The 25,753-nt window shown below is 60.4% G+C and carries 21 protein-coding genes; 16 read left to right on the forward strand and 5 right to left on the reverse strand.

What is annotated here, in order from left to right:
* Positions 1-168: 168 nt before the first annotated feature.
* Positions 169-999 carry an alpha/beta fold hydrolase gene (locus ACYUME_RS13465; protein WP_460415039.1) on the reverse strand — a complete coding sequence of 277 codons (831 nt, stop codon included), beginning with the start codon at positions 997-999 and terminating at the stop codon, positions 169-171.
* Between the two features lie 117 nt (positions 1,000-1,116).
* On the opposite strand from ACYUME_RS13465, the gene ACYUME_RS13470 reads away from it, so the two are divergent.
* Positions 1,117-1,566 (forward strand): MerR family transcriptional regulator, encoded by a 450-nt coding sequence (locus tag ACYUME_RS13470; RefSeq protein ID WP_279885948.1) that lies wholly within the window; start codon positions 1,117-1,119, stop codon positions 1,564-1,566.
* A 159-nt stretch (positions 1,567-1,725) separates the two neighbouring features.
* Here the strand turns inward: ACYUME_RS13470 and ACYUME_RS13475 are convergent, their stop codons facing one another.
* Positions 1,726-2,691, reverse strand: a complete 966-nt coding sequence (locus ACYUME_RS13475) for an acetoacetate decarboxylase (ADC) (protein ID WP_460419361.1) — start codon at positions 2,689-2,691, stop codon at positions 1,726-1,728.
* 242 nt (positions 2,692-2,933) lie between these two features.
* On the opposite strand from ACYUME_RS13475, the gene ACYUME_RS13480 reads away from it, so the two are divergent.
* From ACYUME_RS13480 to ACYUME_RS13495, 4 genes are all read left to right on the forward strand, one after another.
* Positions 2,934-4,160 carry an NADH:flavin oxidoreductase/NADH oxidase family protein gene (locus tag ACYUME_RS13480; RefSeq protein WP_460415042.1) on the forward strand — a complete coding sequence of 409 codons (1,227 nt, stop codon included), beginning with the start codon at positions 2,934-2,936 and terminating at the stop codon, positions 4,158-4,160.
* 162 nt (positions 4,161-4,322) lie between these two features.
* A complete protein-coding gene (gene katB, locus ACYUME_RS13485) occupies positions 4,323-5,864 on the forward strand; it encodes a catalase KatB (protein ID WP_460415043.1) in 1,542 nt (513 codons plus the stop codon).
* Between the two features lie 111 nt (positions 5,865-5,975).
* Positions 5,976-6,533, forward strand: a complete 558-nt coding sequence (locus ACYUME_RS13490; protein WP_460415045.1) for an ankyrin repeat domain-containing protein — start codon at positions 5,976-5,978, stop codon at positions 6,531-6,533.
* A 105-nt stretch (positions 6,534-6,638) separates the two neighbouring features.
* Positions 6,639-9,455: an RHS repeat-associated core domain-containing protein gene (locus ACYUME_RS13495; RefSeq protein ID WP_460415046.1), complete on the forward strand. Its 2,817-nt coding sequence runs from the start codon at positions 6,639-6,641 to the stop codon at positions 9,453-9,455.
* 127 nt (positions 9,456-9,582) lie between these two features.
* On the opposite strand, the gene ACYUME_RS13500 is transcribed toward ACYUME_RS13495, so the two are convergent.
* Positions 9,583-10,473, reverse strand: coding sequence for a LysR family transcriptional regulator (locus ACYUME_RS13500; protein ID WP_460415048.1), 891 nt, complete (start codon positions 10,471-10,473; stop codon positions 9,583-9,585).
* A 106-nt stretch (positions 10,474-10,579) separates the two neighbouring features.
* Between ACYUME_RS13500 and ACYUME_RS13505 the strand changes: the two genes are divergently transcribed.
* From ACYUME_RS13505 to ACYUME_RS13515, 3 genes are all read left to right on the forward strand, one after another.
* Positions 10,580-11,587, forward strand: a complete 1,008-nt coding sequence (locus tag ACYUME_RS13505; RefSeq protein ID WP_460415050.1) for a zinc-binding alcohol dehydrogenase family protein — start codon at positions 10,580-10,582, stop codon at positions 11,585-11,587.
* A 407-nt stretch (positions 11,588-11,994) separates the two neighbouring features.
* A complete protein-coding gene (locus tag ACYUME_RS13510; RefSeq protein WP_460415052.1) occupies positions 11,995-12,321 on the forward strand; it encodes a putative quinol monooxygenase in 327 nt (108 codons plus the stop codon).
* 301 nt (positions 12,322-12,622) lie between these two features.
* Entirely contained in the window at positions 12,623-15,646 is a 3,024-nt protein-coding gene (locus tag ACYUME_RS13515; protein ID WP_460415054.1) for a non-ribosomal peptide synthetase family protein, read from the forward strand.
* Between the two features lie 69 nt (positions 15,647-15,715).
* On the opposite strand, the gene ACYUME_RS13520 is transcribed toward ACYUME_RS13515, so the two are convergent.
* Entirely contained in the window at positions 15,716-16,651 is a 936-nt protein-coding gene (locus ACYUME_RS13520; protein WP_279885746.1) for a cyclase family protein, read from the reverse strand.
* Between the two features lie 289 nt (positions 16,652-16,940).
* Between ACYUME_RS13520 and ACYUME_RS13525 the strand changes: the two genes are divergently transcribed.
* The 3 genes from ACYUME_RS13525 to ACYUME_RS13535 all read left to right on the forward strand — a co-directional run bounded on the left by ACYUME_RS13525 (position 16,941) and on the right by ACYUME_RS13535 (position 20,595).
* Positions 16,941-18,074 (forward strand): aminotransferase class V-fold PLP-dependent enzyme, encoded by a 1,134-nt coding sequence (locus ACYUME_RS13525; protein ID WP_279885745.1) that lies wholly within the window; start codon positions 16,941-16,943, stop codon positions 18,072-18,074.
* A 22-nt stretch (positions 18,075-18,096) separates the two neighbouring features.
* Positions 18,097-18,648 (forward strand): YdeI/OmpD-associated family protein, encoded by a 552-nt coding sequence (locus tag ACYUME_RS13530; RefSeq protein WP_460415056.1) that lies wholly within the window; start codon positions 18,097-18,099, stop codon positions 18,646-18,648.
* A gap of 150 nt (positions 18,649-18,798) precedes the next feature.
* Positions 18,799-20,595, forward strand: a complete 1,797-nt coding sequence (locus ACYUME_RS13535; protein ID WP_460419362.1) for a DUF4209 domain-containing protein — start codon at positions 18,799-18,801, stop codon at positions 20,593-20,595.
* A gap of 49 nt (positions 20,596-20,644) precedes the next feature.
* Here ACYUME_RS13535 and ACYUME_RS13540 read toward each other — a convergent pair whose 3' ends face one another.
* Positions 20,645-21,010: a DUF4145 domain-containing protein gene (locus tag ACYUME_RS13540; protein WP_460415057.1), complete on the reverse strand. Its 366-nt coding sequence runs from the start codon at positions 21,008-21,010 to the stop codon at positions 20,645-20,647.
* 708 nt (positions 21,011-21,718) lie between these two features.
* Between ACYUME_RS13540 and ACYUME_RS13545 the strand changes: the two genes are divergently transcribed.
* From ACYUME_RS13545 to ACYUME_RS13565, 5 genes are all read left to right on the forward strand, one after another.
* Positions 21,719-22,048, forward strand: coding sequence for a hypothetical protein (locus ACYUME_RS13545; RefSeq protein ID WP_460415059.1), 330 nt, complete (start codon positions 21,719-21,721; stop codon positions 22,046-22,048).
* A 14-nt stretch (positions 22,049-22,062) separates the two neighbouring features.
* Positions 22,063-23,022 carry a hypothetical protein gene (locus ACYUME_RS13550; RefSeq protein WP_460415061.1) on the forward strand — a complete coding sequence of 320 codons (960 nt, stop codon included), beginning with the start codon at positions 22,063-22,065 and terminating at the stop codon, positions 23,020-23,022.
* Positions 23,009-23,689 (forward strand): hypothetical protein, encoded by a 681-nt coding sequence (locus ACYUME_RS13555; RefSeq protein WP_460415063.1) that lies wholly within the window; start codon positions 23,009-23,011, stop codon positions 23,687-23,689. The genes ACYUME_RS13550 and ACYUME_RS13555 overlap by 14 nt, the downstream gene beginning before the upstream one ends.
* A 117-nt stretch (positions 23,690-23,806) precedes the next feature.
* Complete coding sequence (locus ACYUME_RS13560; protein WP_460415065.1) at positions 23,807-25,021, forward strand: HEPN-associated N-terminal domain-containing protein; 1,215 nt, start codon at positions 23,807-23,809, stop codon at positions 25,019-25,021.
* A 207-nt stretch (positions 25,022-25,228) separates the two neighbouring features.
* Positions 25,229-25,753: a GNAT family N-acetyltransferase gene (locus tag ACYUME_RS13565; protein ID WP_460415067.1), complete on the forward strand. Its 525-nt coding sequence runs from the start codon at positions 25,229-25,231 to the stop codon at positions 25,751-25,753.

The raw sequence follows: 25,753 nt of genomic DNA on the forward strand, positions 1-25,753 counted from the left end.
AGTGCGTTAATTCAATTAACAGTTGTGGCGTTTATTGATGTTTTCGGTGAAAGAATTTTAATAAGTGCAAGGGCGTGTAAGGCGATGTTTGAAACTTGTAAGTTTTATTAAATTTATCTCATGTTCGGCATTGCCCGGGGCGGCGAAAACCGCGCCCCGGGCCCGGCGTCAGCTGCGAATGAACGCCAGCAGGTCCTTGTTGATGGTGTCGGCCTCGGTGGTCGGCATGCCGTGCGGGAAGCCCTTGTAGGTCTTCAGGATACCGTTGGGCAACAACTTGGCCGACAGCGGCCCGGAGTTGTCATAAGGCACTATCTGGTCGTCATCGCCATGCATGACCAGCACGGGGATCGCCACCTTCTTCAGTGACTCGGTGAAGTCGGTCTGGGAGAAGGCCACGATGCCGTCGTAGTGGGCCTGGGCGCAGCCCATCATGCCCTGGCGCCACCAGTTGAGAACGACCGCTTCGTCTTTCTTCGTCCCCGGTCGGTTGTAGCCATAGAACGGACCTGCCGGCACGTCGTAATAGAATTGCGCGCGGTTGGCCTTGAGCTGGGCCTGGAGCCCGTCGAACACCGACTTGTCCAGCCCGCCGGGATTGCTGGCGGTCTTGACCATCAGCGGTGGTACCGCCGCGATGATGGCGGCCTTGGGTGCCTTGTCGTCGGGGTAGCGGGCCAGGTAGTGGATCACTTCGCCGCCACCGGTCGAATGCCCCACATGTATCGCGCCTTGCACGCCCAGATGCTTGACCACGGCAGCCACGTCGTCGGCGTAGTGATCCATGTCGTGGCCGTCCCAGACCTGGCTGGAGCGCCCATGGCCGCGCCGATCGTGGGCGACCACGCGATAGCCCTCGGCCACGAAGAACAACATCTGCGCGTCCCAGTCGTCGGCGCTCAATGGCCAGCCGTGGTGGAAGAAGATCACCTGCGCGTCGCGTGGGCCCCAGTCTTTGTAGAAAATCTCGACACCGTCTTTGGTCGTGACGTATCCCATTTCGCTTCTCCTGTTCGAGGTGTGCAGCGTAGGAGGGCAGGTGCCTGCGCACCTGGCCACCGGACAACTCTAGGATTAAAGTGCGCTTCAAGGTCAATCGGATTTCAAAGGTGCCGCATGAGAATAGGCGAGTTGGCAAGCATCACAGGGCTGGCCCCTTCACGTATCCGTTTCTACGAAGCCAGCGGGCTGATTCGCTCGGTCGAGCGCAAGGCCAACGGTTATCGCGACTACGATGACGATGCGGTGTGGGTGCTGGAAATGATCACCAGTGCCCAGGCCGCCGGATTTTCGCTGGAGGAGATTCGCCAGTTGCTGCCGAGCAATGCCGAGGGCTGGCAGCACGACGAACTGCTGGCCGGTCTCAAGCGCAAGGTCGAGGAAATCGAGCGCCTGCAGCAGCGCCTGGCACGCAACAAGGCACAACTGCTGCTGGTGATCGACGGTATCGAGGGCAAGCCCGAGGGCATGCCCTGCGCGGACAATTCGCAACGCGTGCTGGAGCGTCTGCGCGAAGAGATCGCCCAGGACAGGATCCAGCGCAAGGCAGAGCAGGGCGGGCGGTGAACCCGCCAAGTTTTAGCAGCCCCCTGTGGGAGCGGGTTCATCGGGGCGCCGAACCGCCGCGAAGCAGCCACCGCAGCGCTTGGCACCGGCTACGCCGGTGTTCGCGGCTGAAGCCGCTCCCACAGGATACCCGCTGCTTTGACATCAAGAGCTATCGCGTCAACGCGACAGCTGCGCCAACGGTCGGGGCGCGTACAGCGCGCTCTGGAACTGCGGTACGTACTCGTACTTCACCAACCTGCCCAGCTGCAGCGAGCGGATGTAGTTCGACAGGCTGCCGCTGCCAAGCACCAGCTGCGCCGAGTCTCCACTCATGCTGGAGGCATGGCTGGTCTGCCGTGATACGGCATAGCCATACGCCAGGCGCCCCTGGTGATCGAGGTTGGTGAAGCTGTTCGTCACCAGCCCGGCTTCATGGGACAGCGCCTCGAGCTTGTTGGCTCGGAAGATGACATCCACGCTGCCGGTCTGCGCGTCGGCGATGTCGTAGGTCACCGCCGACGCGTCTTCGCGGCGCTCGATCGGCGTCAGCCACTTGGGCAGGTTGTAGCCCACCACGCCACGCACCCGCGCCAGTTCGGTATTGACCGGCAGCTTGAGCACGTAGCCCCAGAAATCCTTCGACAGCGCTTGGCCGATCAGCGTGACGGGGCCCAGGTTCGACTTGCCGGGCCTGTTGGTGATGATGGACACGGCGATCTCGTTGTAGCTGTCGTTATCGCAGTAGTCGTAGGTGTAGGCGGTGAACGCCACCAGGCCGCGCCCTGGCCAGACCTGCAGGGGCTGCACCTGTTCCAGTACCTGGGCAGGCATGAGCTCGCGCAGGCGGTCGATATCCGCCGTGTAGACCGCCGTCACCCGGCTGTTCTGGTAGTAGAAATTCGGCGAGTAGGACTCGAACCCCATGTCGACCTTGGTCTTCTCCAGGCTTCTGAACCAGCTCAGGTCCATGTCCGGCATCTGCGCCTGGATCACCGACAGCGGCGGATTGGAGCGGTAGCGGTCATACAGCCCGCCCTTGGGCACTGGTACCGAATGCCCGGCGATGTCGATCACCGTGGTCTCGACGGGATTGGCCAGGCCACTGGCATCGGCCTGGGCGCTGGCGGCAAGGGGCGTAAGCAATGCGCCGGCCAGGGCGGCGGCAGTTTTGAGTTTCACGTTCGAGGTTCTCCAGAAGGTGGCGTCACGCCCGACGCGTGCTTGAGAGGGCGTTGATGGCCACCTTAACTTTCAACTTAACTTTAATGTCAAGAGCTGCGAGCAATGGACGCTTCAGCCCCGCATTGGGGGCGGATCAGCGGGCTTGACATTAAAGTTGGCTTTAAAGATAGCCTGGCACCACGACCTGTATCGAGGTAACCCCGATGAACGTGTTTTCCCCGCTGACCCTGCCCAATGGCTCGACCCTGGCCAACCGTATCGCCAAGGCCGCGATGGAAGAGAACATGGCCGACGCCGAGCACGCGCCGTCCGACCAGCTATTGCGCCTGTACCAGGCCTGGGCACAGGGTGGCGTCGGGCTGATCATCAGCGGCAATGTGATGGTCGACAACCGCGCCATGACGGGCCCCGGCGGCGTGGTGCTGGAGGACGCGCGACACCTGGAACGGTTCCGTCAGTGGGCGAGCGTCGGACGTTCGCGGGGTGCGCAGTTCTGGCTGCAGATCAATCATCCTGGTCGGCAGATGCGCGCCAATCTTGGCCAGCAGACCTGGGCACCTTCGGCGGTGGCGCTGGACCTGGGCAAGATGTCGCGCCACTTCGCCACACCGCAGGCCATGACCGCGCAAGTGATCGCCGATGTGATCCAGCGCTTCGCCAATACCGCGCGGCTGGCCGAGCTGGCCGGCTTCACCGGGGTCGAGATCCACGCCGCCCATGGTTATCTGCTGAGCCAGTTCCTCTCGCCGCTGAGCAACCGCCGTACCGATCAGTGGGGCGGGGCGCTGGAGAACCGCGCCCGCCTGCTGCTGGAGATCGTCAAGGCCGTGCGCGCGGTGGTCGCGCCCAGTTTCGCGGTGGCGGTCAAGCTCAATTCGGCCGATTTCCAGCGCGGTGGTTTCAGCGCCGATGACGCCAAGCAGGTGGTGCGCCTGCTCGACGGGCTGGGCGTGGACCTGGTGGAGCTGTCGGGTGGCAGCTACGAGGCACCCGCGATGCAGGGCCAGGCGCGGGACGGCCGGACCTTGGCGCGGGAAGCCTATTTTCTCGAGTTCGCCCGCGACATTCGCACGGTCGCGACGATGCCGGTCATGGTGACCGGTGGCATTCGTCGGCAGTCGGTGGCCGACCAGGTGATCCAGAGCGGGGTGGAAATGGTTGGGATCGGCACGGCGCTGGCCATCGATCCGGCGCTGCCGCGCGCCTGGCAGGCCGGCCGTCAGGCGGCCCCCGAACTGCCGGCGATTACCTGGAAGAACAAGGCGCTGGCCTCCCTGGCGAACATGGCGCTGGTCAAGTTCCAGCTGCGCAAGCTCAGCCGTGGCCGGACCCCTGACCCGCAGGTCGCGCCCTGGCGGGCGCTGCTGGTGCAACAGCTGGCCGATGCGGCGCGCACGCGCTGCTACCGTCGGCGCATGGCCAAGCGTTAGCCGGTCGAACATCGCGGCAATCGCGTAATAGCATCAATGCATAAGCAACGGCATTGAAATTACCAATTACATTGATGAGCAGGATCAATTTAGGGATCGGTGATGGCCTCCTTACCCTTTCAAGGCGCACTAAGACGCCTGATAGAGCCTTTAGGAGTTCCCATGATCCCTTCGCTGAAACTGTTCCAGCCCGGTCGCCTGCTGGTGGCGGCGAGCCTCGCCAGCAGCCTGCTGTCGATGTCGGTGCAGGCCGCCACCCTGACCCGCGACAATGGCGCGCCAGTGGGCGACAACCAGAATTCGCAGACCGCCGGCCCCAATGGCTCGGTGCTGTTGCAGGACGTGCAACTGCTGCAGAAGCTGCAGCGCTTCGATCGCGAACGCATTCCCGAGCGTGTGGTGCATGCTCGCGGTACCGGTGCCCATGGCCAGTTCACCGCCAGCGCCGACATCAGCGAGCTGAGCATGGCCAAGGTGTTCCGCCCCGGCGAGAAGACCCCGGTGTTCGTGCGTTTCTCGGCCGTGGTGCACGGCACCCACTCGCCGGAAACCCTGCGTGACCCGCGCGGTTTCGCCACCAAGTTCTACACCGCCGACGGCAACTGGGACCTGGTGGGCAACAACTTCCCGACCTTCTTCATCCGCGACGCGATCAAGTTCCCGGACATGGTCCACGCCTTCAAGCCCGACCCGCGCAGCAACCTCGACGACGATGCGCGGCGCTTCGACTTCTTCTCCCATGTGCCGGAGGCCACCCGCACCCTGACCCTGCTGTATTCCAACGAGGGCACCCCGGCCAGCTACCGCGAGATGGACGGCAACAGCGTGCACGCCTACAAGCTGGTCAACGCCAAGGGCGAGGTGCACTACGTGAAGTTCCACTGGAAGAGCCTGCAAGGGCAGAAGAACCTCGACCCGAAACAGGTCGAGCAGGTCCAGGGCCGCGACTACAGCCACATGACCCACGACCTGGTCAGCGCCATCAACAAGGGCAACTTCCCGAAATGGGACCTGTATATCCAGGTGCTCAAGCCTGAAGAACTGGCCAAGTTCGACTTCGACCCGCTGGACGCCACCAAGATCTGGCCCGATGTGCCGGAGCGCAAGATCGGCCAGATGGTCCTGGACCGCAACGTCGACAACTTCTTCCAGGAAACCGAGCAGGTGGCCATGGCGCCGTCGAACCTGGTGCCAGGCATCGAGCCTTCCGAGGACCGCCTGCTGCAAGGCCGGCTGTTCGCCTATGCCGACACCCAGATGTACCGGGTTGGCGCCAACGGCCTGAGCCTGCCGGTCAACCGCCCGCGCAACGAGGTGAACAGCGTCAACCAGGATGGCGCGGCGAACAACGGCCACACCAGCAGCGGCGTCAACTACCAGCCGAGCCGCCTGCAACCGCGCGACGAGCAGGCCAGCGCGCGCTATTCGCAGACGCCGTTGAGCGGCTCCACCCAACAGGCAAAGATCCAGCGCGAGCAGAACTTCAAGCAGACCGGCGAGCTGTTCCGCTCGTACAGCAAGAAGGAGCAGACCGACCTGATCGACAGCCTCGGCCAGGCGCTGGCGATCACTGACGAGCAGAGCCGCTACATCATGCTGTCGTTCTTCTACAAGGCCGACAAGGACTACGGCACCGGGCTGGCGAAAGTGGCCAAGGCGGACCTTGCGCGGGTCCAGCAACTGGCGGCCAAGCTGCAGGACTGACGGCGTCACAGGACGGGCCTTCGGGCCCGTCTTCCTGATCCATGACTACAAACACCCCGGCCTTTGTGGGAGCGGGTTCACCCGCGAAGCAGACCATGAGAGGTACCCACCATGCACGCATGGATTCTTGCGGCCCTGATCGGGCTGACGACGATGGCTGCCCAGGCGCACGCGCTGCCAGCGGCTGAAGGGCAGGGCGCGGCTGTCGAGCAGCGCTTGCGGGATTATTTCTTCGATGCCGCGCGACGCGGTGATGAAACCATGCTGGCGACCTTCATCCAGGCCGGCTACGACCTGAACGTACATGACGACAAGGGCTACACCGGCCTGATCCTGGCCGCCTACCATGGCCAGCGCGGCGCCGTGGAGCAACTGCTGGGGGCCGGCGCCGATCCCTGCGCCCAGGATCTGCGCGGCAACACCGCGTTGATGGGGGCGATCTTCAAGGGCGAAGTGCGCATTGCCCAACGCCTGATTGGCGCGCGCTGCAACCTGGATCAGCGCAATGCCAATGGCCAGACGGCGGCGATGTATGCCGCGCTGTTCCAGCGCGAGGCGCTGCTCGACAGACTCTTGCTCCAGGGCGCCGATCCGCAGGCACAGGATGCTCTGGGCAACACCGTGCGAAGCCTGCAGCGTGGCCAGCTCAATGGTGTTTCGGATCGCTAATCCCGTAAGCGCGCCCCTCAGCCGTGGGCTCCTCAGGGTAACGCATCCTCCTGTCGCGTCTCGGCAGGACCTGCGCTTATAGCTCCCAAACCACGGGAGAGCACCATGAGTACGGCGTTATTTAGCAATACCCCTACGGTCACGGTGAAAGACAGCCATGGCCGGATCGTTCGCGAGATTGTCTACCACCGTCACCCCGACACCCCTCAAGCATGCGATGAACGCATAACCCTGCATTGCTACAGCGCCCGAGGCGCGCTCATGCAGAGCGTTGATCCGCGATTGCACGAATCGGGCCTGGCCAATTTCAGGTACATGACGGCGCTTGCCGGAGCCAGATTGCAGACCCAGAGCGTCGACGCCGGCACAACGCTGGCCTTGAGTGACACTGAAGGTCGCGCGCTGGCAACGGTCACTCGCATCGAGCTTGACCCGATGGGGCGGGCCAGCCATGCCGAGGCCGTGATCCGCGCCGTCGAATACGAGCACGTCGACCTTCCCGGGCGACCACTGGCTATCACCGAGCAAGTGTTCGGGGCAGGACAGAGGGTCGTGGAGCGCCTGGTTTACGCCGGCAACGATGAATCGAGCAAGTCGCTGAACCTGGCGGGGCAGTGCGTGAGCCATTACGACGCGGCTGGTCTCATGCAAACGGACAGCATCGCTCTGACCGCCGCCACCCTGTCCACCACTCGGCGGCTGCTCAAGGATGTGGACGACCGGGACAGTGCGGCTGACTGGCAAGGCGAGGAAGTCGGCCAATGGCAGCAGTGCCTGGCCGAGGACCTTTACACCAGCGTTACCCGAACGGACGCGATGGGAGTCACCCTGACCACCACCGATGCGGCTGGCCATCGACAGCGCTTTGCCCACGACGTTGCAGGCATGCGCTTGGCCAGCTGGTTGACGCTCAAGGGCAGGGCAGAGCAGGTAATCACCAGCGCCGTCGACTACTGCGCCGCCGGCAACAGACTGCGCGAAGTGCATGCTAACGGAGTGACGACCCTGTACACGTACGACCAGCGCACGCAAAGACTCGATGGGATCAGGGTCGAGCGAACCGGGGCGAGGCTGCTGCGACATCAGCACTATGCATACGATCCGGTGGGCAATGTGCTCAAGGTGCGCAACGATGCGCCCGAGACACGTTTCTGGCGTAACCAGAAAATCGTCGCGGAAAATGCCTATACCTACGACAGCTTGTACCAGCTGACATGCGCCAAAGGCCGTGAAATGGCGAGCGCTGGCCAACCTCTCTGGGCTGGCGCGGCCATCGACGCGAGTACGTACAGGAACTACGCGCGCAGCTATCGCTATGATCGCGGTGGCAACCTGACGCACATCGTCCATACGCCGTCCACGGGTAGCAGCCAGACCATCGCGCTGACAGTCAGTGGGCGGAGCAACCGTGCGGTACTGGCGACATTGACCGACGCCCCCACTGAGGTGGATGGGCTGTTCACCGCAGGTGGCGAGCAGAAAGTCCTGTATCCGGGCCAGACGCTGGACTGGACTGCACGCAACGAGTTGCGGCAGGTGACCCTGGTGGCACGTGGCGACAACGCCCATGACTCGGAACATTATCGCTATGACAGCGCCAATCAGCGCATCGTGAAAATCTCCAGACGGCAAGCCAGCGGCAGCCTGCAGACAAGGCGCACGATCTACGTTCCGGGGTTGGAGCTGCAAACCACGCTTGTCGGAGAAACGCAGACCCGCAACCTGCAGGTCGTCGCCATTGGCGAAGCGGGAAGCACGCAGGTACGGGTAATGCATTGGCAGCACGGCAAGCCGGACGAACTGGAAAACGACCAGTTGCGTTTCAGCCATGACGACCTCATTGGCAGCAGCGGCCTCGAGCTGGACGCTCGGGGGCAGGTCATCAGCCAGGAAGAGTATTATCCGTATGGCGGTACGGCCATCCTTTCTGCCAGAAGCGAAGTCGAGGCAAGCTACAAGGCTTTGCGCTACTCGGGCAAGGAGCGTGACGCGACGGGGCTTTACTATTACGGCTACCGATACTATCAACCGTGGGCCGGACGCTGGTTGAGTCCGGACCCTGCCGGGACCGTCGACGGGCAGAATCTGTACCGGATGGTCAGGAACAACCCGGTGACCTACCGAGACACTGACGGGCGGGTGGCTGTAGAGGGGCCGCCGACATCGGCCCATGCAGGTCATCTTGCTTCGTCGGCTAACGCCAGAGGGCCCGCCACGCAGTCCAGTCACTTGACCGACATCTTCAAGACGGGCGACATCGTGTATGGCTTGGATGCACCTCGAAAGAAAGCACTATTGGCGCTGGACGCCGCCGGGCACAGGAAAGTTGCACCGGTGGCGGGAGTGAAAAAACTGACGAAACTGTTCGGGAAAGCGACCGGAAAAGCCAATATCCGCATTCAGAATGACATCACCAATGCGGTTTGGAACCCGAGCGCGCCTACCGCTTATGCCAGTGATGGGGAGATAAAGAAGTCACTGCTGGACTCCAAGCGCGCCATCGCGTTCAAGAACTTCCTCGAAAACCACTCCAAATACAATGTCAAAGATCAGCAGGAGGCGCTTGGCATCAAGGAAAACCCTGCAAGAGCCCTGGAGCTCGCGACAGTGCTATGGGCGCGCACCAGCAAGGCAGGGCTCGAATTCCAGCTGGTGGAGCGGAACATGCCTTTGCATTTCCTGGCCGATACCATTGCCGACAACGTTGACGTCGTGGTGTCCAAGACTGGCTTTGGCGCCAGTATCACATCCAGCGAACTTCGCTGGCTCTATCGGCATCGGGACATGGAACAGGTAAAGCAGAACTTGCATTTCTACCGGGATGGCAAAGCCATCTCCCAGGATGAGGTCTTTGCCAAGCCCGAATGGCGACGGTACGAGCCCAAGAGTCAGCATGGCTTGGCCAGGCAGAGTCGACGCTAGGCAGTGTGGGGTGAGCACGGAGCGGGGGAGAGCGCCTGATGGACAGAACAGGGGCTCGTGTCCGGACAGTGTGATCTTCGACGCTCTGGCCAGCGCCTGTCTGCGCCTGGCCGAAGCGAACCACTGATCAGTGGCGCTCGAGCTCGGCGAAGCGACCGGACAACCAGGCGTGCAGGCGCCGCACCGCAGGCGACAGCTGCTTGCGGTGCGGACACACCAGGCTCAACGGCATGACCGGCCCGGGATGATCCCGCAGCAGCACGACGAGCCGTCCCGCCAGCACATCGTCGCTGACATCCAGCCAGGACTTGTAGGTGATCCCTTCGCCGGCCACGGCCCAGCGCCGGGCGATGTCGGCATCGTCGCTGAGCAGGGCTCCACGAACCTGGACGGTCTGCGCCCCCAGTTGCCACTTGTCGTAGACCCGGCCCTGCTGCATGTACAGCAGGCACTGATGATCGCGCAGGTCATCGGGGGCTTGCACCACGCCATGGCGCGCCAGGTATTCGGGAGAGGCCACCAGCACCTTGCGGTTCCAGGGAGCCAGCGGCAGGGCGATGTAGTTGGCGTCGGCGTTCAGGCCGTAGCGAATGGCGATATCCACCGGATCGCGGAACAGATCAGCGATCTGGTCGGAAAGAAAGAACCGCAGGTTCAACTGCGGGTGCTCGCGGCGAAACGCCGTGAGCCAGGGCAGCAACACGTTGCGCCCCAGATCGGACGGCGCGGCCACCTGCAGCGTTCCACTTAGCTGGGCGCTCTCCTGACGTAGGTTGTCCCGCCCGTGCCTGAGGGCTTCCAGGGCGGCCAGGGCCGAGGGCAGGTACTGCTCGCCCTCGGCGGTCAGGCGCAGGCTGCGCGTGGTGCGGGCGAACAGCCGCACATCCAGCTCACGCTCCAGGCGCTTGACCGCTTCGGCCGCCTGGCCGGGCAGCAGGCCGGCCTCGTGGGCGGCCGCGGTGAAGCTGCCCAGCGCGGCGCTGCGCACGAAGATGCCCAGATCGTCGAGACGGATCATTATCACTCCTGCAATGAAAGTGTTCACGGACAGCACCCGTTTTTCCCAAGGGCCGGACACGCCAGACTGGGTTCACGAATCAAACCATATCCAGCAGCGAGTGCCTATGAAAGCGATCAGTTCCACTCACAACGGCTTGCCGATCGAAGACCCTGCATCTCTCCAGGACATCTTCATGCCCAGACCGAGCCCAGGGCCAAGGGACCTTCTGGTGGAGGTCAAGGCCGTGTCGGTCAACCCCGTCGACACCAAAGTGCGCGCTGGCACTTTCACGCGTGAGCCGAAAATACTGGGCTGGGATGCGGCCGGTATCGTCCGCGAAGTCGGGCCCCAGGTGACGCTGTTCAAGCCAGGTGACCAGGTGTACTACGCCGGCTCCATCGCCAGGCCCGGCAGCAACAGCGAGTATCACCTGGTCGACGAACGCATCGTCGGGCACCAGCCGCTCAGCCTGGATGCGGCGCAGGCCGCGGCGCTGCCGCTGACGGCCATCACCGCCTGGGAATTGCTGTTCGACCGCCTGGGCGTCGCTGAAGGCGGCGGGGAGGGTGACGCCTTGCTGATCGTCGGCGCCGCCGGCGGCGTTGGCTCGATGCTGGTGCAACTGGCCCGGCAACTGACCCGCCTGACGGTCATCGGCACGGCATCGCGCGCCGAAACCGCTGACTGGGTGCGCGAACTGGGTGCCCATCACGTCATCGATCACAGCGCGCCGCTGCAAGGGCAACTGCAGGCCTTGGGGATCGAATCGGTGAGCCATGTCGCCAGCCTCACGCACACCGAACAGCATTTCTCGCAACTGGTCGAGGTGCTGCGGCCACAGGGTCGCCTGGGGGTGATCGACGACCCACGGACGCTGGATGTCATGCCGCTCAAGCGCAAGTCGCTGTCACTGCACTGGGAGTTGATGTTCACCCGTTCGCTGTACGAGACCGACGACATGGTGCGCCAGCATGAGTTGCTCGAGCGAGTGGCCGAGCTGATCGACCAGGGCACCCTGCGCACCACCCTGGGCGAGCATTTCGGTGCCATCACTGCCGCCAACATGCGCCGCGCCCATGCGCTGGTCGAGAGTGGCAAGGCGCGCGGCAAGATTGTCCTGGAAGGGTTCTGAAGCCAGTCTTTTCAAGGTGTCCGCCGAAAGCCTTGCAGCGCCTATGAGATCGAGCGCCGCCCGCGCGGCGCATCGCGACGCAAGGCCGCTCCTACATTTGTTGCAACGTGCCGAACCTGTCAGGCCATGGTTGCCTGCCTTGGCGCATGTCTTGAGACAGGTGAGGCGGCAGTGGTGCCCACGCTGAAACCGCGTCGTACCAACAAGGCGGACCAGGTAATGGCACAGGATTGACTGGCCCGAAACAGATGTAGGAGCGGCCTTGCGTCGCGATGCGCCGCGCGGGCGGCGCTCGATCTGATAGGCGCTGCAAGAGTCGCGGCGGACACAAGTGGCCCACACACGGTCAATAGCCCATGCACAAACAACCGCAGGCCAGTCGATCCGCAACTGACCAGGAACCGTATATGAACCAACAAGTCCATCCCCTCGTTTCCCTTGCCATCCTCAAGGCCAAGCCAGGCCAGGCAGCGTCGCTGAAAGCGGCCTTGCTGACCTTGATCGAGCCGACCCGGGCGGAGCCCGGCAACCGCGACTACATGCTGTTCGAGCGCAGCGATGAGCCCGGGACGTTCTACATGCGCGAGGCCTTCGATAACCAGCAGGCCCTGGACACGCACCTGGCCACCGCGCACTTCCAGCGCTTTGCCGAGCAGGCCGACCAGTTGTTGGCGCAGCCGCTGCAACTGATCTTCCTTGATGCGGTGTCCACTGCTGTCGCGCCTCATCCCTGACGAGCATGCGCGCACGGAATACTGGGAAGATATGCAACACCCAGCGCCGATTGCCCGTTTGTCGAAACCTCGGCCTTTTCGCAATCCCCTGGGCCATGACAGCGGCGCGCTCGACTAGTCTGGGGCTACCGACACCCAACGCGACATCAGGCCATGGAGCCCGGCCTCTGGAATGAATGGCTTTGCTTGCCCTTTGCAGTTTCCAGGTTTGCTCATGACGTCGCCCCATGAAAGGGAGACGTTGCCCCTTGTGGCGTGAGCGCGTCCAGGCACGTGTCGGACACAACGGAGGAACATTGCAATGGATTATGCAAACGCAGGTACCGTCGTCGAGCTGTTCGAACACCAGGCAGAACTACAGGCGCAGAAGACCGCCATTTACCATGGGGCGCAGAGTGTCAGCTACCAGGCGCTCAACGAGCGCGCCAATCGCCTCGCAAGGCACCTGATCGACATCGGCGTCACCCCCGGGGCGCTGGTGGCGATCTGTGCCGTGCAGTCGTTCGACCGACCCTTGTTCATGCTCGCTGTCATGAAGGCCGGTGCGGCCTATGTCCCGCTTGACCCGGATTATCCCGAAGCACGCCTGGAACTGATCCTGGAAGACACCGGCGCGCGGTTCCTGATCGCTTGCGAACAGGTGCTGGAAAAGTTCTCCAGTTACCAGGGCCAGTGGGTAGTGCCGGCCGAGGAAGAACAGGCGCGTGTGATTGCCGATCACCCCGCTGGCAATCTGCGGGTCAACGTCGCCCCGCACGACCTCATTTATGTCATCTACACCTCCGGCAGTACCGGAAAGCCCAAGGGCGTCGCGGTACAGCACGGCGCCGTCCACAGCTTTGCCGTCAACTACCCCCGCGTCACGGGTGTGTGCGCGAAGAACAAGGTCATCCAGCTGCTTTCCTACACCTTCGACGCCTCCTTCATGGACCTGTGGATTCCGTTGCTGGTGGGGGCCAGCTTGTACCTGTACCCCGACAACAAGGTGCTGGGCGCGCCGTTGCTCGATTTCATCAGGGCGAACCACATCGACGTCATCACCATGATCACCCCGACGATTCTGGCGTCGCTGCCTACCGAGGAGCCGATCGGCGAGCTGCGCAGTATCGGCGTGGGCGGGGAGGCCTGTGCCGAGCACGTGTTCCTGTACTGGGCGGACAAGGTCAAGCTGTACAACGCCTACGGGCCTACCGAAAGCACCATCGCGGTAACCTGCCATCCGTACCAGCCGGGGCAGAGTGTCAGAACCATCGGCAAGCCACTGACCGGCGTGGGATTCCATGTGCTCGACGCCACGCTACAGCCATTGCCGGTGGGTGAGCCCGGGGAGCTGTTCATCAGCGGCGACCAGCTGGCCAAGGAATACCTCGGCAAACCGGAGCAGACCCGCGAAAGGTTCGTGCTCATCGACGCGGACGTCGGCTCGCCGAGACTGCGCGCCTATCGGACCGGGGACATCGTGCGGCGGCTGGCGGACGACAACCTCGAGTTCATCGGCAGGAACGATACGCAACTGAAGGTGCGCGGGTTCCGCATCGAGGCGGCGGAAATCGAGGGGGCGATCAACGTCCTCGAGGATGTCAAGGAAGCCGCGGTGGTGGCGGTCAACGCCGAGCACGGGCAACCCATCCTGGCGGCCTTCGTGACCCTGGGCGGCGCCACGCGGGAAACTGCGTTGCAGGTCAAAGCCCGTATCCGCAAGGCACTGCACAAGACCCTGCCCACCTACATGGTGCCGGACAAGATCGTGATCCTCGACAGCCTGCCGCTGGCGTTCAGCGGCAAGGTGGACAGAAAGGCGCTGCAGGCGATGCCCACCGACGAAGCGCTGTCGCTGGACGGCTATGACGAGCAGGATATCGAAGGGATTCTGGCCGCCATCTGGCGCCATGTGCTGCAAGTGCAGGACATAGATCCTAGGGACAACTTCTTCGAGCTGGGCGGCCATTCACTGGGCGTGGTTCGGGTGCTCACCGCCTTGCCTGCGCAGATCAGGAAGCACCTGACGCTGATAGACCTCTACCTGTACCCGACACTGGAGGGCCTCGCCGCGCAGGTCAGGGCACGACACGACCAGGTGCCGCTGACCTTCGAGGAAAAACAGCGGATTTCGACCCAGGTCCTGCTGGGCGACATTTCGCTGCAGGCGGATCATGACTATCCGACGCAGATCGACCCCGACGTATTGGCCAACCCGCGCAAGGTGCTGCTCACCGGTGCCACCGGATTCGTCGGCGCGCACCTGCTGCTGGAGCTGCTGAACACGACCACAGCCGAGGTCTATTGCCTGGTGCGGGCCGAAAGCGTGATCCATGCCGTCAGCCGGATCAAGTTCACCCTCGAGAAATACAAGCAGGCCTGGCCAGAGGAGCAGGCCGCCCGCATCAAACCCGTGGTCGGCGACTTCACGCTGGCGCGCATGGGCTTGCCGGAGGCGGCCTACCGCGACCTTGCGAGCGAGGTCGAGGTGGTCTATCACACCGGGGGCAACGTCAACTACATCAAGCCGTACCCCATCATGAAGGCCGTCAACGTCGACGGCATCCAGCAGATCATCGAGTTCGCCACCCGCTTCAAGCTCAAGTACCTGGTGGCATGCTCCACCGTGGCGGTGTTCAGCTGGGGTTATCTGCTCACCGGCAAGACCTGGATGTACGAGGACGAAGACATCCACCAGAACCTGCCGGTCGTCTGCCGTGACACCAACTACGTCAGAAGCAAATGGGTCATGGAGCGTGTGCTGGAGCAGGCCAGCCAGAAGGGGCTGCCGATGATCGGCATCCGCCTGGGCTTCGTGATGTGCAACGGTGAGACCGGCGCCACCGAAATGAACCAGTGGTGGGGCAGTTTCGTGAGGTGCTGCCTGTCGCTGGGTACCTACCCGATGATCATGGGACTCAAGGACCAGCTGGTCACCGTGGACTTCGTGGCCAAGGCCATCGTCCATATCGCCAGGAACAAGGACGCCGTCGGCCAGTATTTCCACATGGTGCCCGATCCGGTGAACGACCTTTCCGTTTCGGACTTCTTCGTGCGCCTGAACGAGATCTTCGACCTGGACCTGAAGCCGGCGCATTTCCACGACTGGCTCGCGCTCTGGCGAAACAATGAGAACAGCCCACTCTACAGCCTGCTGAGCCTGTTCACGGAGGAGGTGGTCCCGGGCAAGTCCTTGGTCGAAGTCTATGAGATGACCTACTACTTCGAGCGGCGCAACACCGACCGCTTCCTGGCCGGCAGCGGCATCAGGACACCGCCGCTGGACAAGGCGCTGCTGTCCAGGTACCTGGACTTCATGGGCGTCACGCAGCACAGGAACAAGTGAAGGCCGGGCCAGGCTGCTGCCGGCCTGGCCCTTTCACCTGCCCGATGAGTCGGTATCGCGGCAGGGCGATCAGTAGATGGCCACCGGGTTGATATTGACCTGGGTCGAGCCCTTGTACAGCGGTTGGCCCAGCACGAACAGGAACTCGAAGGCCTTGTCACGCACCAAGGCGCGGGTGTCGATCAGCTCCAGGTTGTAGATCCCGCGCTTGGCCAGCATGAACTGGTTGACCGGGAACTCTTCGCCGGTGGGGTTCGGATAGACCTCCGAGGCCCAGGTGTCGCCGCCGAAGGCGACGATGCCCTGGTCGGCCAGCCACTCGGCCGCCGACAGGTCGATGCCTGGCTCGGTGGCGAGGAACTGCGCGTTGTCCTTGCCGATCAGCTCCAGCCAGCCGGTATTGAATAGCACCACGTCGCCTTTGCGCAGAGTGATGCCTTGCTGTTTCAACACCGCCTTGATGTCGTTGACGGTGAACGACGTACCGCCCGGCACGATGGCCTTGCCGTAGTACGCGGTCATGTCCAGCACCACGCCACGGGTGACCATCGGCGGCACGTTCTCCACGCCGAGCTTGGTCACGCCTTCGACGGTCACGAAATCAGCGGCCTTGTTGCCGTTGTAGTAGACGTTGTCGATGCCAATATGGCCGATGCCGTTGAGCTGGGTGCCGACGCCGGTCCAGCCGTTGACCAGCTCGTCGTTGAAGCTGAACTTGTTCTTGCCCAGGGTCTGGCCGGCCTGTTCGCCGGGCTGGATGTTGTAGAGGTGGAAGCTGCGGTGGCGGAAGGCGGGCAGGTCCTTGCTCACGGGGACGGCGAGGGGGTAGGTCTTGCCGGTCTTGACCAGGGTGATGGCTTGCTTGACGACTTCGGGGGTGAGGAGGTTGGCGGCGCCGATTTCGTCGTTTGGGCCGTAGGGGGAGGATTGCCAGTCGGCGGCCAGGGTGGATTGGGCGGTGGTGGCCAGGGCTAGGGTGAGTAGTAGCGGTTTGAAATAGCGCAATTCTTGGGCTCCTGAACGGGAAGTGATATCAGGGGCGGATTTTGGGTGGAGGCGGGGATGGGAAAAAGTGGTGGGCGGGACAAGGAGTTTTGCGTGTAGGGCAAGGAAGTGGACATCTCTAATGTTCATGCAGGGGAAGCTGTTGGGACTTCAACCAGTGGGCGTTTCCCTGATGTAAGTCAGGCAGGGGGGCCAGGCTGACGATGCGGTGTGCCTGATGCATCTTGTCATTTGCAATAGCTTAGGGCAGGGTCGATGCCATGGACCTCTCTGCCAAAGGAACCGCACCATGTCGAAGATCTATCCCGGTATCGATCCCGAAGGACTGGTCGAGTACTCGGTGGTCTACACCGACCGCTCGCTCAACCACATGTCCCAGTCGTTTCAAGGGGTGATGAAGAACATTTCAACCACCCTGAAGCAGGTCTACAACGCCCAGGCTGTTGCGGTGGTTCCGGGCAGTGGCACTTTCGGCATGGAAGCGGTGGCACGGCAGTTTGCCACCGGCCAGCAATGCCTGGTGATACGCAACGGCTGGTTCAGTTATCGCTGGAGCCAGATCCTTGAGATGGGCAACATTCCGGCGGCGACGACGGTGCTGAAAGCCCGGCCGGTTGAAACGGGGCACCAGGCTGCCTACGCCCCGGCGCCTTTGGACGAAGTGTTGGCAGCCATCGAGTCGCAGAAGCCGCAGATTGTCTTCGCCCCCCACGTTGAAACGTCATCAGGGATCATCCTGCCCGATGAATACTTGCGGGCCGTGGGCGACGCCGTGCATGCGGTGGGTGGCCTGTTCGTGCTGGACTGCATCGCCTCCGGCGCGATCTGGGTTGATATGCACAAATGCGCGGTAGACCTGCTGATCAGCGCACCGCAGAAAGGCTGGAGCGCCTCACCTTGCTGCGCCCTGGTGATGCTCAGCGCTTTGGCCCTCGAGCGCATCGAATCGACGCAAAGCACCAGCTTCGCCTGCGACTTGAAGAAGTGGCTTCAGATCATGCAGGCCTATGAGCAGGGCGGCCACGCCTACCATGCGACCATGCCCAGCGATGCCCTCGCGCGGTTCAACGAAGTGATGAAAGAGACGCAAGCCTACGGTTTCGACAAGGTCTGCGACGAACAACAGGCCCTGGGTGATCGTGTGCGCGCAATGATGACCCGCAAAGGCATCAAGAGCGTGGCTGCGGCAGGCTTTCAGGCCCCTGGCGTGGTGGTGAGCTACACCGATGACGCCGACATCAAGAGTGGTAGGAAGTTTGCCAGCCACGGCCTGCAGATAGCCGCCGGGGTGCCATTGCAATGCGACGAGCCGGCCGACTTCCAGACCTTCCGTATCGGCCTGTTCGGGCTGGAAAAGCTGCACAATATCGAGCGCACGGTCAGCACCCTCGAGCAGGCACTGGACGAGGTGATGGTTAACTAGGCGCTCGGAGGGAGAACTTGCAATGACAACAGACGATGCGAGGTCCCGATTCGAAGCCAAGCTTCTTCGTCCGGCAAAGCCTGGTGATCATAGGCCGTGGGCGTTCGTAGTACTTCCAAGGGACGCGAGTGAACGGCTTCCGAGGCGGGGAAGGACGACCGTTGAAGGCACGATCAATGGTCATCCTTTCCGTGCAACCCTGGAACCCGATGGTCAGCTGAGTCATTGGCTGAAGGTCAGTAGCGATTTACTCGATGCGGCAGGTGTGGCCGTTGGCGATATCGTTACCCTCGAACTAGTCCCTGTGAAGAAGGAACCCGAGCCTGATATCCCAGCCGATTTCGAGAAAGCCCTGGCAACCACGCCTGAGGCTCAAAAGGTTTGGAACAGTACGACGACCCTCGCGCGGGTGGACTGGATTCACTGGATTACTTCTGCGAAGCAACTCAAGACGCGTGAAAAGCGAATAGGTGATGCCTGCGATATGCTTGCGACCGGCAAGAAGCAGGTTTGCTGTTTCGATCAGTCCGGCTACTACAGCAAAGCATTTCGGGCGCCCGAGGCGGAAAATTGACCTTGGGCGGCAATCTGTAGCGATTGGCCGTCGTCTCACAATGCTCTTTCCTGAAAATTCCTTGCTTTTGTGCAAGCCCCGTCGTAGACATTGCCCTCCCATTGTCCCGTGTAAGAACGTAATGTCAGAGGTTATCCTGAAGCTATTCCGCTGCGCGTCGACGCTTTTTGTCAGGCCGATTTCGAGCAAGCCACATCCGGAACTGAACCAACTTACTCAGCCCTCTCCGGAGCGATGACAGGACTGGCAAAGGCCGCCTCGGAGGCCCAGGAGTTTGAGGCAGCGAGGGTATGGTGGCTGTTGGCGGATCTATGCATGATGATGCTGGACACTACCAACAGAAATGAGCCCTTCAGGCCCTACCTACTCATCGGCGACCGGCATTCAATGTCACCGGCAAGCATGGTCGACGAAGAGTATGTGTTCTTTAACGACTTGGTTGACAGTCTCCCGAACGGCCTATTGAAGGCGAGGGTCTCCGATCTCCTCTGGATTACTCCTGGCCTCAAGCACATTCGGCACGCCCGAGCCGCCATTGATGGCTATGCGACGGTGCCACTGAATGATGAGGTTTGGTACCAAGAAGGTAGTGAATGTTTCCAGAGGGCGTTGTCTCTGGCCAAGATGATTGGCGCAGGAGCTGAAGGACGGCTGACGATCCTTACTCAGGTAATCATGGACGCAATTGCGCAAGCAATTCACCAAGAGCTGCCATTTGCCGTGGGGTTGGTCGAGACGGTCATTGAGTACCGGCTTGAACATCCGGAAGTGCGGGAGTTACCTGAGGCGCTGGCTGAGCTCGGCCGTTGCTTCGTGAGTAAGAACGATGTGTCTAGGGCTCGGAAGTGTTTCGAGACAGCGAGTAAAGGCTTTGCCTTGTCTAACCGCCACTTGCAGGCTGCCAAAATGACGGTGGCTGTTGCTGAGACATGGGTATCAGAGGCCGAGCTAAGAGGGGAGCAGACGCACCCGATTGTGGCGCAAAATGCCTTGGAAAATGCTCTTCAGACCTACCGATCTGTTCCGGGGGCATTTCGCGCTGAGCTGGATGTCGACAAGGTTCTACCAGTACTGCGTAAGAGAATTGCTGAGGCGGGTGCCTGGGTGGTTGAGCAGATGAGTCTGATCTCAACTCGGACAGACATCACGAAACTGGTAAAGCGTACTAAGCGCTTAATCGAAGGTCAGTCCTTTGGTACTGCCCTCTATCATCTCGCCAATATGTACCCGTTTTGCTCGCCCGCTGAATCCCGACAGGGAGCGCTGAAGTCACTACGTACAGGGATAGTCAGCTCCCTGACAGAGGCAGTCTTCTTTGATGAGACTGGCAGAGTGATTGCGAAGCGACCTCCACTGTCCTTCGGTGCCGAACTGACTGAAGAAGACGAGTACACAGTCCAGGCCAAGATGGTCAGCGAACACTTGCACACCATCAAGCTTACGGTAAGGGGTGGGGTTTTGCCGGCGCTTGCGATCATCTCGGAAGCACACTGCGTCAAAGAGGCCGACATGGTTGAGCTGGCCAAAGCGTCGTCACTTGTGCCTCCAAATCGAGTGCACATGGTCGGGAAGGGGTTGTACTGGGGGTTCGTAGGGGACTTTGGCATGGCCGCACATTTCCTCATTCCTCAGATGGAAGCACTGATCCGACACCGAATGAAGGAGGCAGGTCTCAACACTTCGACGTCCAGCGCTGACGGTATCGTTACCGAAAATGGATTGAGCACCCTCATGGATGTCGAAGGGGTATCAGAGCTGCTTGGCGATGACGTAGCTTTCGAAATCAAAGCGGTGTTCTGCAGCCCATATGGCCCAAATCTCAGAAACACCTTTGCTCATGGGCTGCTTGATGACGACCAAATCTATGCGGAGTCGATCGTCTACGCCTGGTGGTTCATGCTCAAGTATGTCTCGGGGCCATTCTGGGAGACGGTACCGAGGACGTAGCCCTGATCGTCTCACCAAGCTTAAATCTGGCGGAGCGTTGAGGCAGAGGTCACGGCGTAGGCGTGGTGGGGAACTGCTGCTCGTACAGCTTCGGGTTGATGTAAACGTCTCTAAGCAAGTGCTCAAGAATGTTCATGGCCAAGCAAAGCTGTGAAGCCTTCTGTGCCGTTAACTCATGTGCAGCCTCGTTTCCCAGCGCTCTAACCTTGTGCAGGATCTTCGCGTTCTGAGGATTCAGAATTCCTCGGAATGCCAGGTTTTCAATCTGATGGTAAAGATCTTTCCCTTTGGCCTGTTTCTCCTTGCACACGCCTTCCAGGAGCGCGCGCATCCCGATAGCGGCTAGAACGGGCAGACCACCAGAGAGAGCCTTTAGTGATTCGTCATAAATGGCTTTGAGGGGTGGGGCAGCCACCAGAGGTCAAGCCCTAACTTGCCTACCCCTTCCATGCGAGGTGGGTAAAGAGTTTCAGTGACGAAAAGGTGCAGCTGACCTTCGTCATCATAATCCTGGTCTTCTGAATTGCCAGATGCCATGCGAAACGAAAAGGTCTTGCATCCTTGGCACTGGACTATTTGATAGTCGGCCCACCACTCATGGTAATTGTGCCGGTCTTCACGAGAGGATTCAAAACCGGCTGAGCAGACCACACGATGGAAGGTCTTCGCGCAACATTTACCGCAAGGCAGCTCGAGTTCATGGCCGTCAGCAGCGTGCAAGGTGAATTTGGTCGAAGTCATCATCGTGACGAGTTCCTAAGGGATCGCGCAAAACATACCCCGACTCCCGCCGGAGGGCTAGGTTCGTAGGCGTAGACAGAACCTAACGACACCACCTGACTGAACTTTGCTCTTGGGTTCTCCACGCCACCAGCCGTCATTTACCGTGTTGCTGGCGAAATGGTATTGTCGGGAGCGTTGTCGCCCTAAGCGACTTGCCGGCATAGGAGGCGCCAGCGTGGGAGCTCTGCAAAAATCGTCGCCCTTTCTATCTAGGTTTGCGACGCCTAGGACAGGAGAGGACAGTATCCCTGGCTTCTATTCTCGTGAGCTCCAGATGTGGGCCGTTGAGGCTCCGGATGGTGAAGTCCCAATTATCGCCGATGGGGCACTGAACGAGCTGATGACCAAGACCAAGGTTAACGCCGAGCAAGATGACGAGGCGTCCTGGCAGATAGAGCTGTTGACCAAAACCTACCAGAGAGTCGAAAGCGATGACGATGATCCCAGTCCTTATCGAGGTCAATCGGCTGACTCAGGCCACCTGCATCGATTCGACTCCTGCAACCACATGCTGCAGCTCGTGACCAAAACCGATGCGACCACTGAGCGCGATGATCGATGCAATACCAACGAAATCCTTGAGCTGATCACCAAGACCAATGTCGAGCTGGAGCGGGACGACAATGGTGATCCTACCTTCGGGCTAGACGCTCGTTACTATTCGGACTGATCTGGAAGCACGTCATGTTGCTGTTGGTGACAAATCGTCGTGACATCACGATGGATTACGTGGTTGCTGAGCTCCGTCGACGAGGCCAGCCTTTTGTCCGACTGAATACCGAGCAATTGCCCCAAGCGTTGTGTTCGATGGCCGGGTTTCCCCAGGACGCCTGGTCTATTTCGCTGGACGGGGAAGTTGTCCGTGGGCCGCAGATAACAGGAGCTTATTTCCGCAGGCCGGGAGCTCCAGTCGTACCGGACACGGTAACGGACCCTGGAGAGCGGGCCTACATCGAAGCGGAGTGGAGTAGCTTCCTCAAAAGCCTTTACTCCCGCTTGGAAGGCCGGTGGCTGAACTCACCTACCAAGATCTTCATGGCTGAGGACAAGCCGATGCAGCTCGTTCTCGCCCAGGAGCTTGGCTTCCACGTACCTCAGGCTTTTATAACGAACGACATCTCATGTGCCAGGGCTATCTCTGCCCTCGGCCAGGTGATTGGTAAGCCTCTTCGCCAAGCGGTGTTAGCAGGCGAGACGGAGCGCGTCATCTTCACCTCTCGACTCGCTGAGATTGAGGATGATCAAGCGGAAGCGATCAGGCTGACACCATTCATTGTGCAATCAGAGATCTTGAAACAATACGATGTCCGAGTGACTGTCGTAGGCGAGCAGGTTTTTGCGACGGCGATCTGGTCGCAAGATAACGAGGAAACGAGCACAGACTGGCGCAAGGGTAGTCGTCCAGATCTTCGCCACGAGAAGATTGTTCTTGAGCGACGTGTTCAACGTCAGTGCGTGAAGCTCGTACAGCGCCTAGGCCTTCGTTACGGCGCAATCGATCTGGTTTGCGATCGGTCAGGCAAATTGTGGTTCTTGGAGATCAACCCGAACGGGCAGTGGGCCTGGATTGAGAATCTAACGGGTTACCCTATTGCAGCAGCGATCGTAGATGAGTTGACGGGGAACGCAATTGCTCCAGTTTAAGGGCTGGCTCCATTGGGTGTGGCCGACCCTCAACACATTATCACCTGCTCAGCAGGCCGAGGATGCGGAATGGAAGGAGGGGATTGCTGCATCTGTTCGAGAGGGTGATTGGACGACAGACAGCGACGTGGTGCTGGACGAGTCACGGCGTCTTTTCGATGCAGAGGTTGACCGCCGCAAGGGTGCTGACGCTAAGGCGGGTATTTACCTGGCGGCAATCACGGCACTCATACCCGTCTTAGCCTCGCTATTGCCCACGCTGTGGAGTGACAAGTCGAGCAAGTGGCTAGGCTGCATTGGCCTCGTCCTTTTCGGATTCGCAGTGGCCTTCCTGCTACGTGCAGGAGCTTGGGCGTTTAGCACGCTGAAAGTCGCCGGGTTCGCTCAGTTAGGCCCAGGTGAGCTAGCTAATACCTGGAAAGAAGGGGCGCCTAAAGCGAGCTTAGCCAAACAGCTTGCCCGCGCCGTTCTCCATAACTACTCGCTGGTCAACGAGAAGGTGACCGGCATCAAAATGACCCATGAGTACCTGCTTCGGGCCTTCTTGACCTTCACGATTCTCCTAGTGCTCCAAGTGGTGTGGCCGGTCGGTACCTGGGGCGTCGAGGAAATCACAAAGCTGATGGGTACTCCTGCCCCGGCTCCCTTGATCATGTGCTATTCGTGACGGCATGACCCTAATGGTTGGTCGCTAAAGGTGCTATGTCACCCCAGTGTCCCGAAAATTTTTGATCCTGCATTTTGTTGAGTATGGGGAGGCCTTGGTATGGGCGGAGTCAAGAGAATGATGGAAGAGGACATGGAGCGGGGTTTCTCGCGAGTCGAGGACACGTTCGTATGCTTACGCTGCATCGAAGATGACGGTCTCAAAGACTTCATCAGGAAAAGATCGGTGCGAGGAACTTGCAGCTATTGCGATGAAAACCGACGCGTCGCAGACATGAATGATGTGATCGAGCACGTTGTCACTAGCCTCTCATTAGAGTGGGGCGACGCTGCAAGCGAGGGGCTTGCCTACGAAACCCGGGAAGGAGGATGGCAGGGGCGGGTTTACGGCACCAGGGAGCTTCTCTACAACTTTGGCCCCGAATGCTCGGAAGAGGTGTTCAATACTCTCGCTGGATCCATATACGATGTGGCATGGTGCGAGAGAGACCCCTATTCATTACCTATAGATCGAACTCTGGTTTACGGTTGGCAGAGCTTTAGTAATTTCATCATTCACACGGCACGATTTGTGTTTTACAAAGCTGTGAACACCTCGTATGCGGCTGACCAGCACGATGAGATGAACCCGGTCGACATTCTTGAAACGCTGGGGAGCGTGGCCAAAAAGCTCGACCTGATTGGAACAGTGCCGGCGGGCCAGCCGATTTTTCGCGTTCGCATCGTCGATCCTGAAACTCAACTCATCCGATCTAGTGAACTTGGGCCGCCACCAGCGGCGCACGCGAATATGCCGAACCGGATGAGCCCCGTCGGCATCCCCATGTTCTACGGTGCGTTCGATCAAGACACAGCTATTCGTGAAACCTACGATCCTGCTGGTGGAGCCCTAAAGAAGGCAGCGACCGGCGAATTTTCGCCTATCAGGGATCTCCGGATCGTTGACCTGTCCCGAACTTTTTTTGTGCCTAGCCTTTTCGATCCTGAGCTGCAAACACTCAGGCCATACTTCAGCTTCATGCGAGACTTCGTCGAGGATTTCACCAAGCCGATCGAGCGAAGCGATCGTGCCCACGCGGATTATGTTCCGACCCAAGTCGTGACTGAGTATTTCCGGCACGTTTACCGCACCGACGATGATCATCAAATTGACGGCATCATCTACCCGAGCTCAAAGACTGGGGACAAGGCGATCGTTATTTTTACTGATGCGACAGGGTGTATCGACGCTGGGGATGCACCTAATGATCGAACGCTTTTGCGGCTCGACAGAGCATTCGACGTTGATCTGTCTGGCTTCGACGCGGCCCATGATGACGATGAGATTTTCTGACTATCTGTACACGCCCTGGTTTTTTCAGGGCGTGTGTTCAGCTGACTCCTACAAATCTCGTTAGCATGATGCGCCCCTTGATGACTGCCTTTGGCGGGTCATAGGGCGATGCGCGCTTAGAACAGAAGCATTGACCAGAAGCCCCGCCAGAAATGGATGGGGCTTTTTCATTCCCCTTCCAATTCATTGATGACAAGGAGAGTGAAAATGCTGTTGATTCGCCCAGCCCAACGTACTGACGCCGAGGCCGCGTTTGATATACGCCTTCAGGCGATCCGGCATCAATGCATTACCGTCTATACCGCTGAGCAAGTAATGGCCTGGACTGATGTGCCGCTCACAGACCGATATCGGGCTTGGGTGGAAAAGGAGTACCACATTGCCTGGTTGGGCGAGATACCGGTCGCAACAGGTCTGATTGATTTCCAGTCAGGAGAGATAGGCGCTATTTTCGTATTGCCTGCATTCATGGGACAGGGAGTTGGTAAGGCAATGCTCCTATACCTTGAGCGACTAGCCTTTAAAGCTGGGATCGTCGACATCCATCTGGATGCTACCCCCAACGCAACTGCGTTCTACCGTCGGTGTGGCTATCACGGAGATATTGAAGCTATCTATACCTCACCCTCCGGTCTTGAGCTGGCTTGTACACCGATGCGTAAACAATTGGCCAGCGAAGAGCTACTGGAAGTAGCGCGGGCGACAAGCAACTGCCGAACTCAAATTGAGTAA

Source organism: Pseudomonas sp. microsymbiont 2 (genome assembly GCF_054788395.1).

Bases quoted from the DNA above. Each gene is read 5' to 3' on its own strand.
- ACYUME_RS13530 (WP_460415056.1), top strand. From the start codon at position 18,097: ATGACAACAGACGATGCGAGGTCCCGATTCGAAGCCAAGCTTCTTCGT.
- ACYUME_RS13495 (WP_460415046.1), top strand. From the start codon at position 6,639: ATGAGTACGGCGTTATTTAGCAATACCCCTACGGTCACGGTGAAAGAC.
- ACYUME_RS13500 (WP_460415048.1), bottom strand. From the start codon at position 10,473: ATGATCCGTCTCGACGATCTGGGCATCTTCGTGCGCAGCGCCGCGCTG.
- ACYUME_RS13515 (WP_460415054.1), top strand. From the start codon at position 12,623: ATGGATTATGCAAACGCAGGTACCGTCGTCGAGCTGTTCGAACACCAG.
- ACYUME_RS13560 (WP_460415065.1), top strand. From the start codon at position 23,807: ATGATGGAAGAGGACATGGAGCGGGGTTTCTCGCGAGTCGAGGACACG.
- ACYUME_RS13510 (WP_460415052.1), top strand. From the start codon at position 11,995: ATGAACCAACAAGTCCATCCCCTCGTTTCCCTTGCCATCCTCAAGGCC.
- ACYUME_RS13525 (WP_279885745.1), top strand. From the start codon at position 16,941: ATGTCGAAGATCTATCCCGGTATCGATCCCGAAGGACTGGTCGAGTAC.
- ACYUME_RS13565 (WP_460415067.1), top strand. From the start codon at position 25,229: ATGCTGTTGATTCGCCCAGCCCAACGTACTGACGCCGAGGCCGCGTTT.
- katB (WP_460415043.1), top strand. From the start codon at position 4,323: ATGATCCCTTCGCTGAAACTGTTCCAGCCCGGTCGCCTGCTGGTGGCG.
- ACYUME_RS13505 (WP_460415050.1), top strand. From the start codon at position 10,580: ATGAAAGCGATCAGTTCCACTCACAACGGCTTGCCGATCGAAGACCCT.
- ACYUME_RS13465 (WP_460415039.1), bottom strand. From the start codon at position 999: ATGGGATACGTCACGACCAAAGACGGTGTCGAGATTTTCTACAAAGAC.
- ACYUME_RS13470 (WP_279885948.1), top strand. From the start codon at position 1,117: ATGAGAATAGGCGAGTTGGCAAGCATCACAGGGCTGGCCCCTTCACGT.
- ACYUME_RS13480 (WP_460415042.1), top strand. From the start codon at position 2,934: ATGAACGTGTTTTCCCCGCTGACCCTGCCCAATGGCTCGACCCTGGCC.
- ACYUME_RS13490 (WP_460415045.1), top strand. From the start codon at position 5,976: ATGCACGCATGGATTCTTGCGGCCCTGATCGGGCTGACGACGATGGCT.
- ACYUME_RS13545 (WP_460415059.1), top strand. From the start codon at position 21,719: ATGACCAAGACCAAGGTTAACGCCGAGCAAGATGACGAGGCGTCCTGG.
- ACYUME_RS13550 (WP_460415061.1), top strand. From the start codon at position 22,063: ATGTTGCTGTTGGTGACAAATCGTCGTGACATCACGATGGATTACGTG.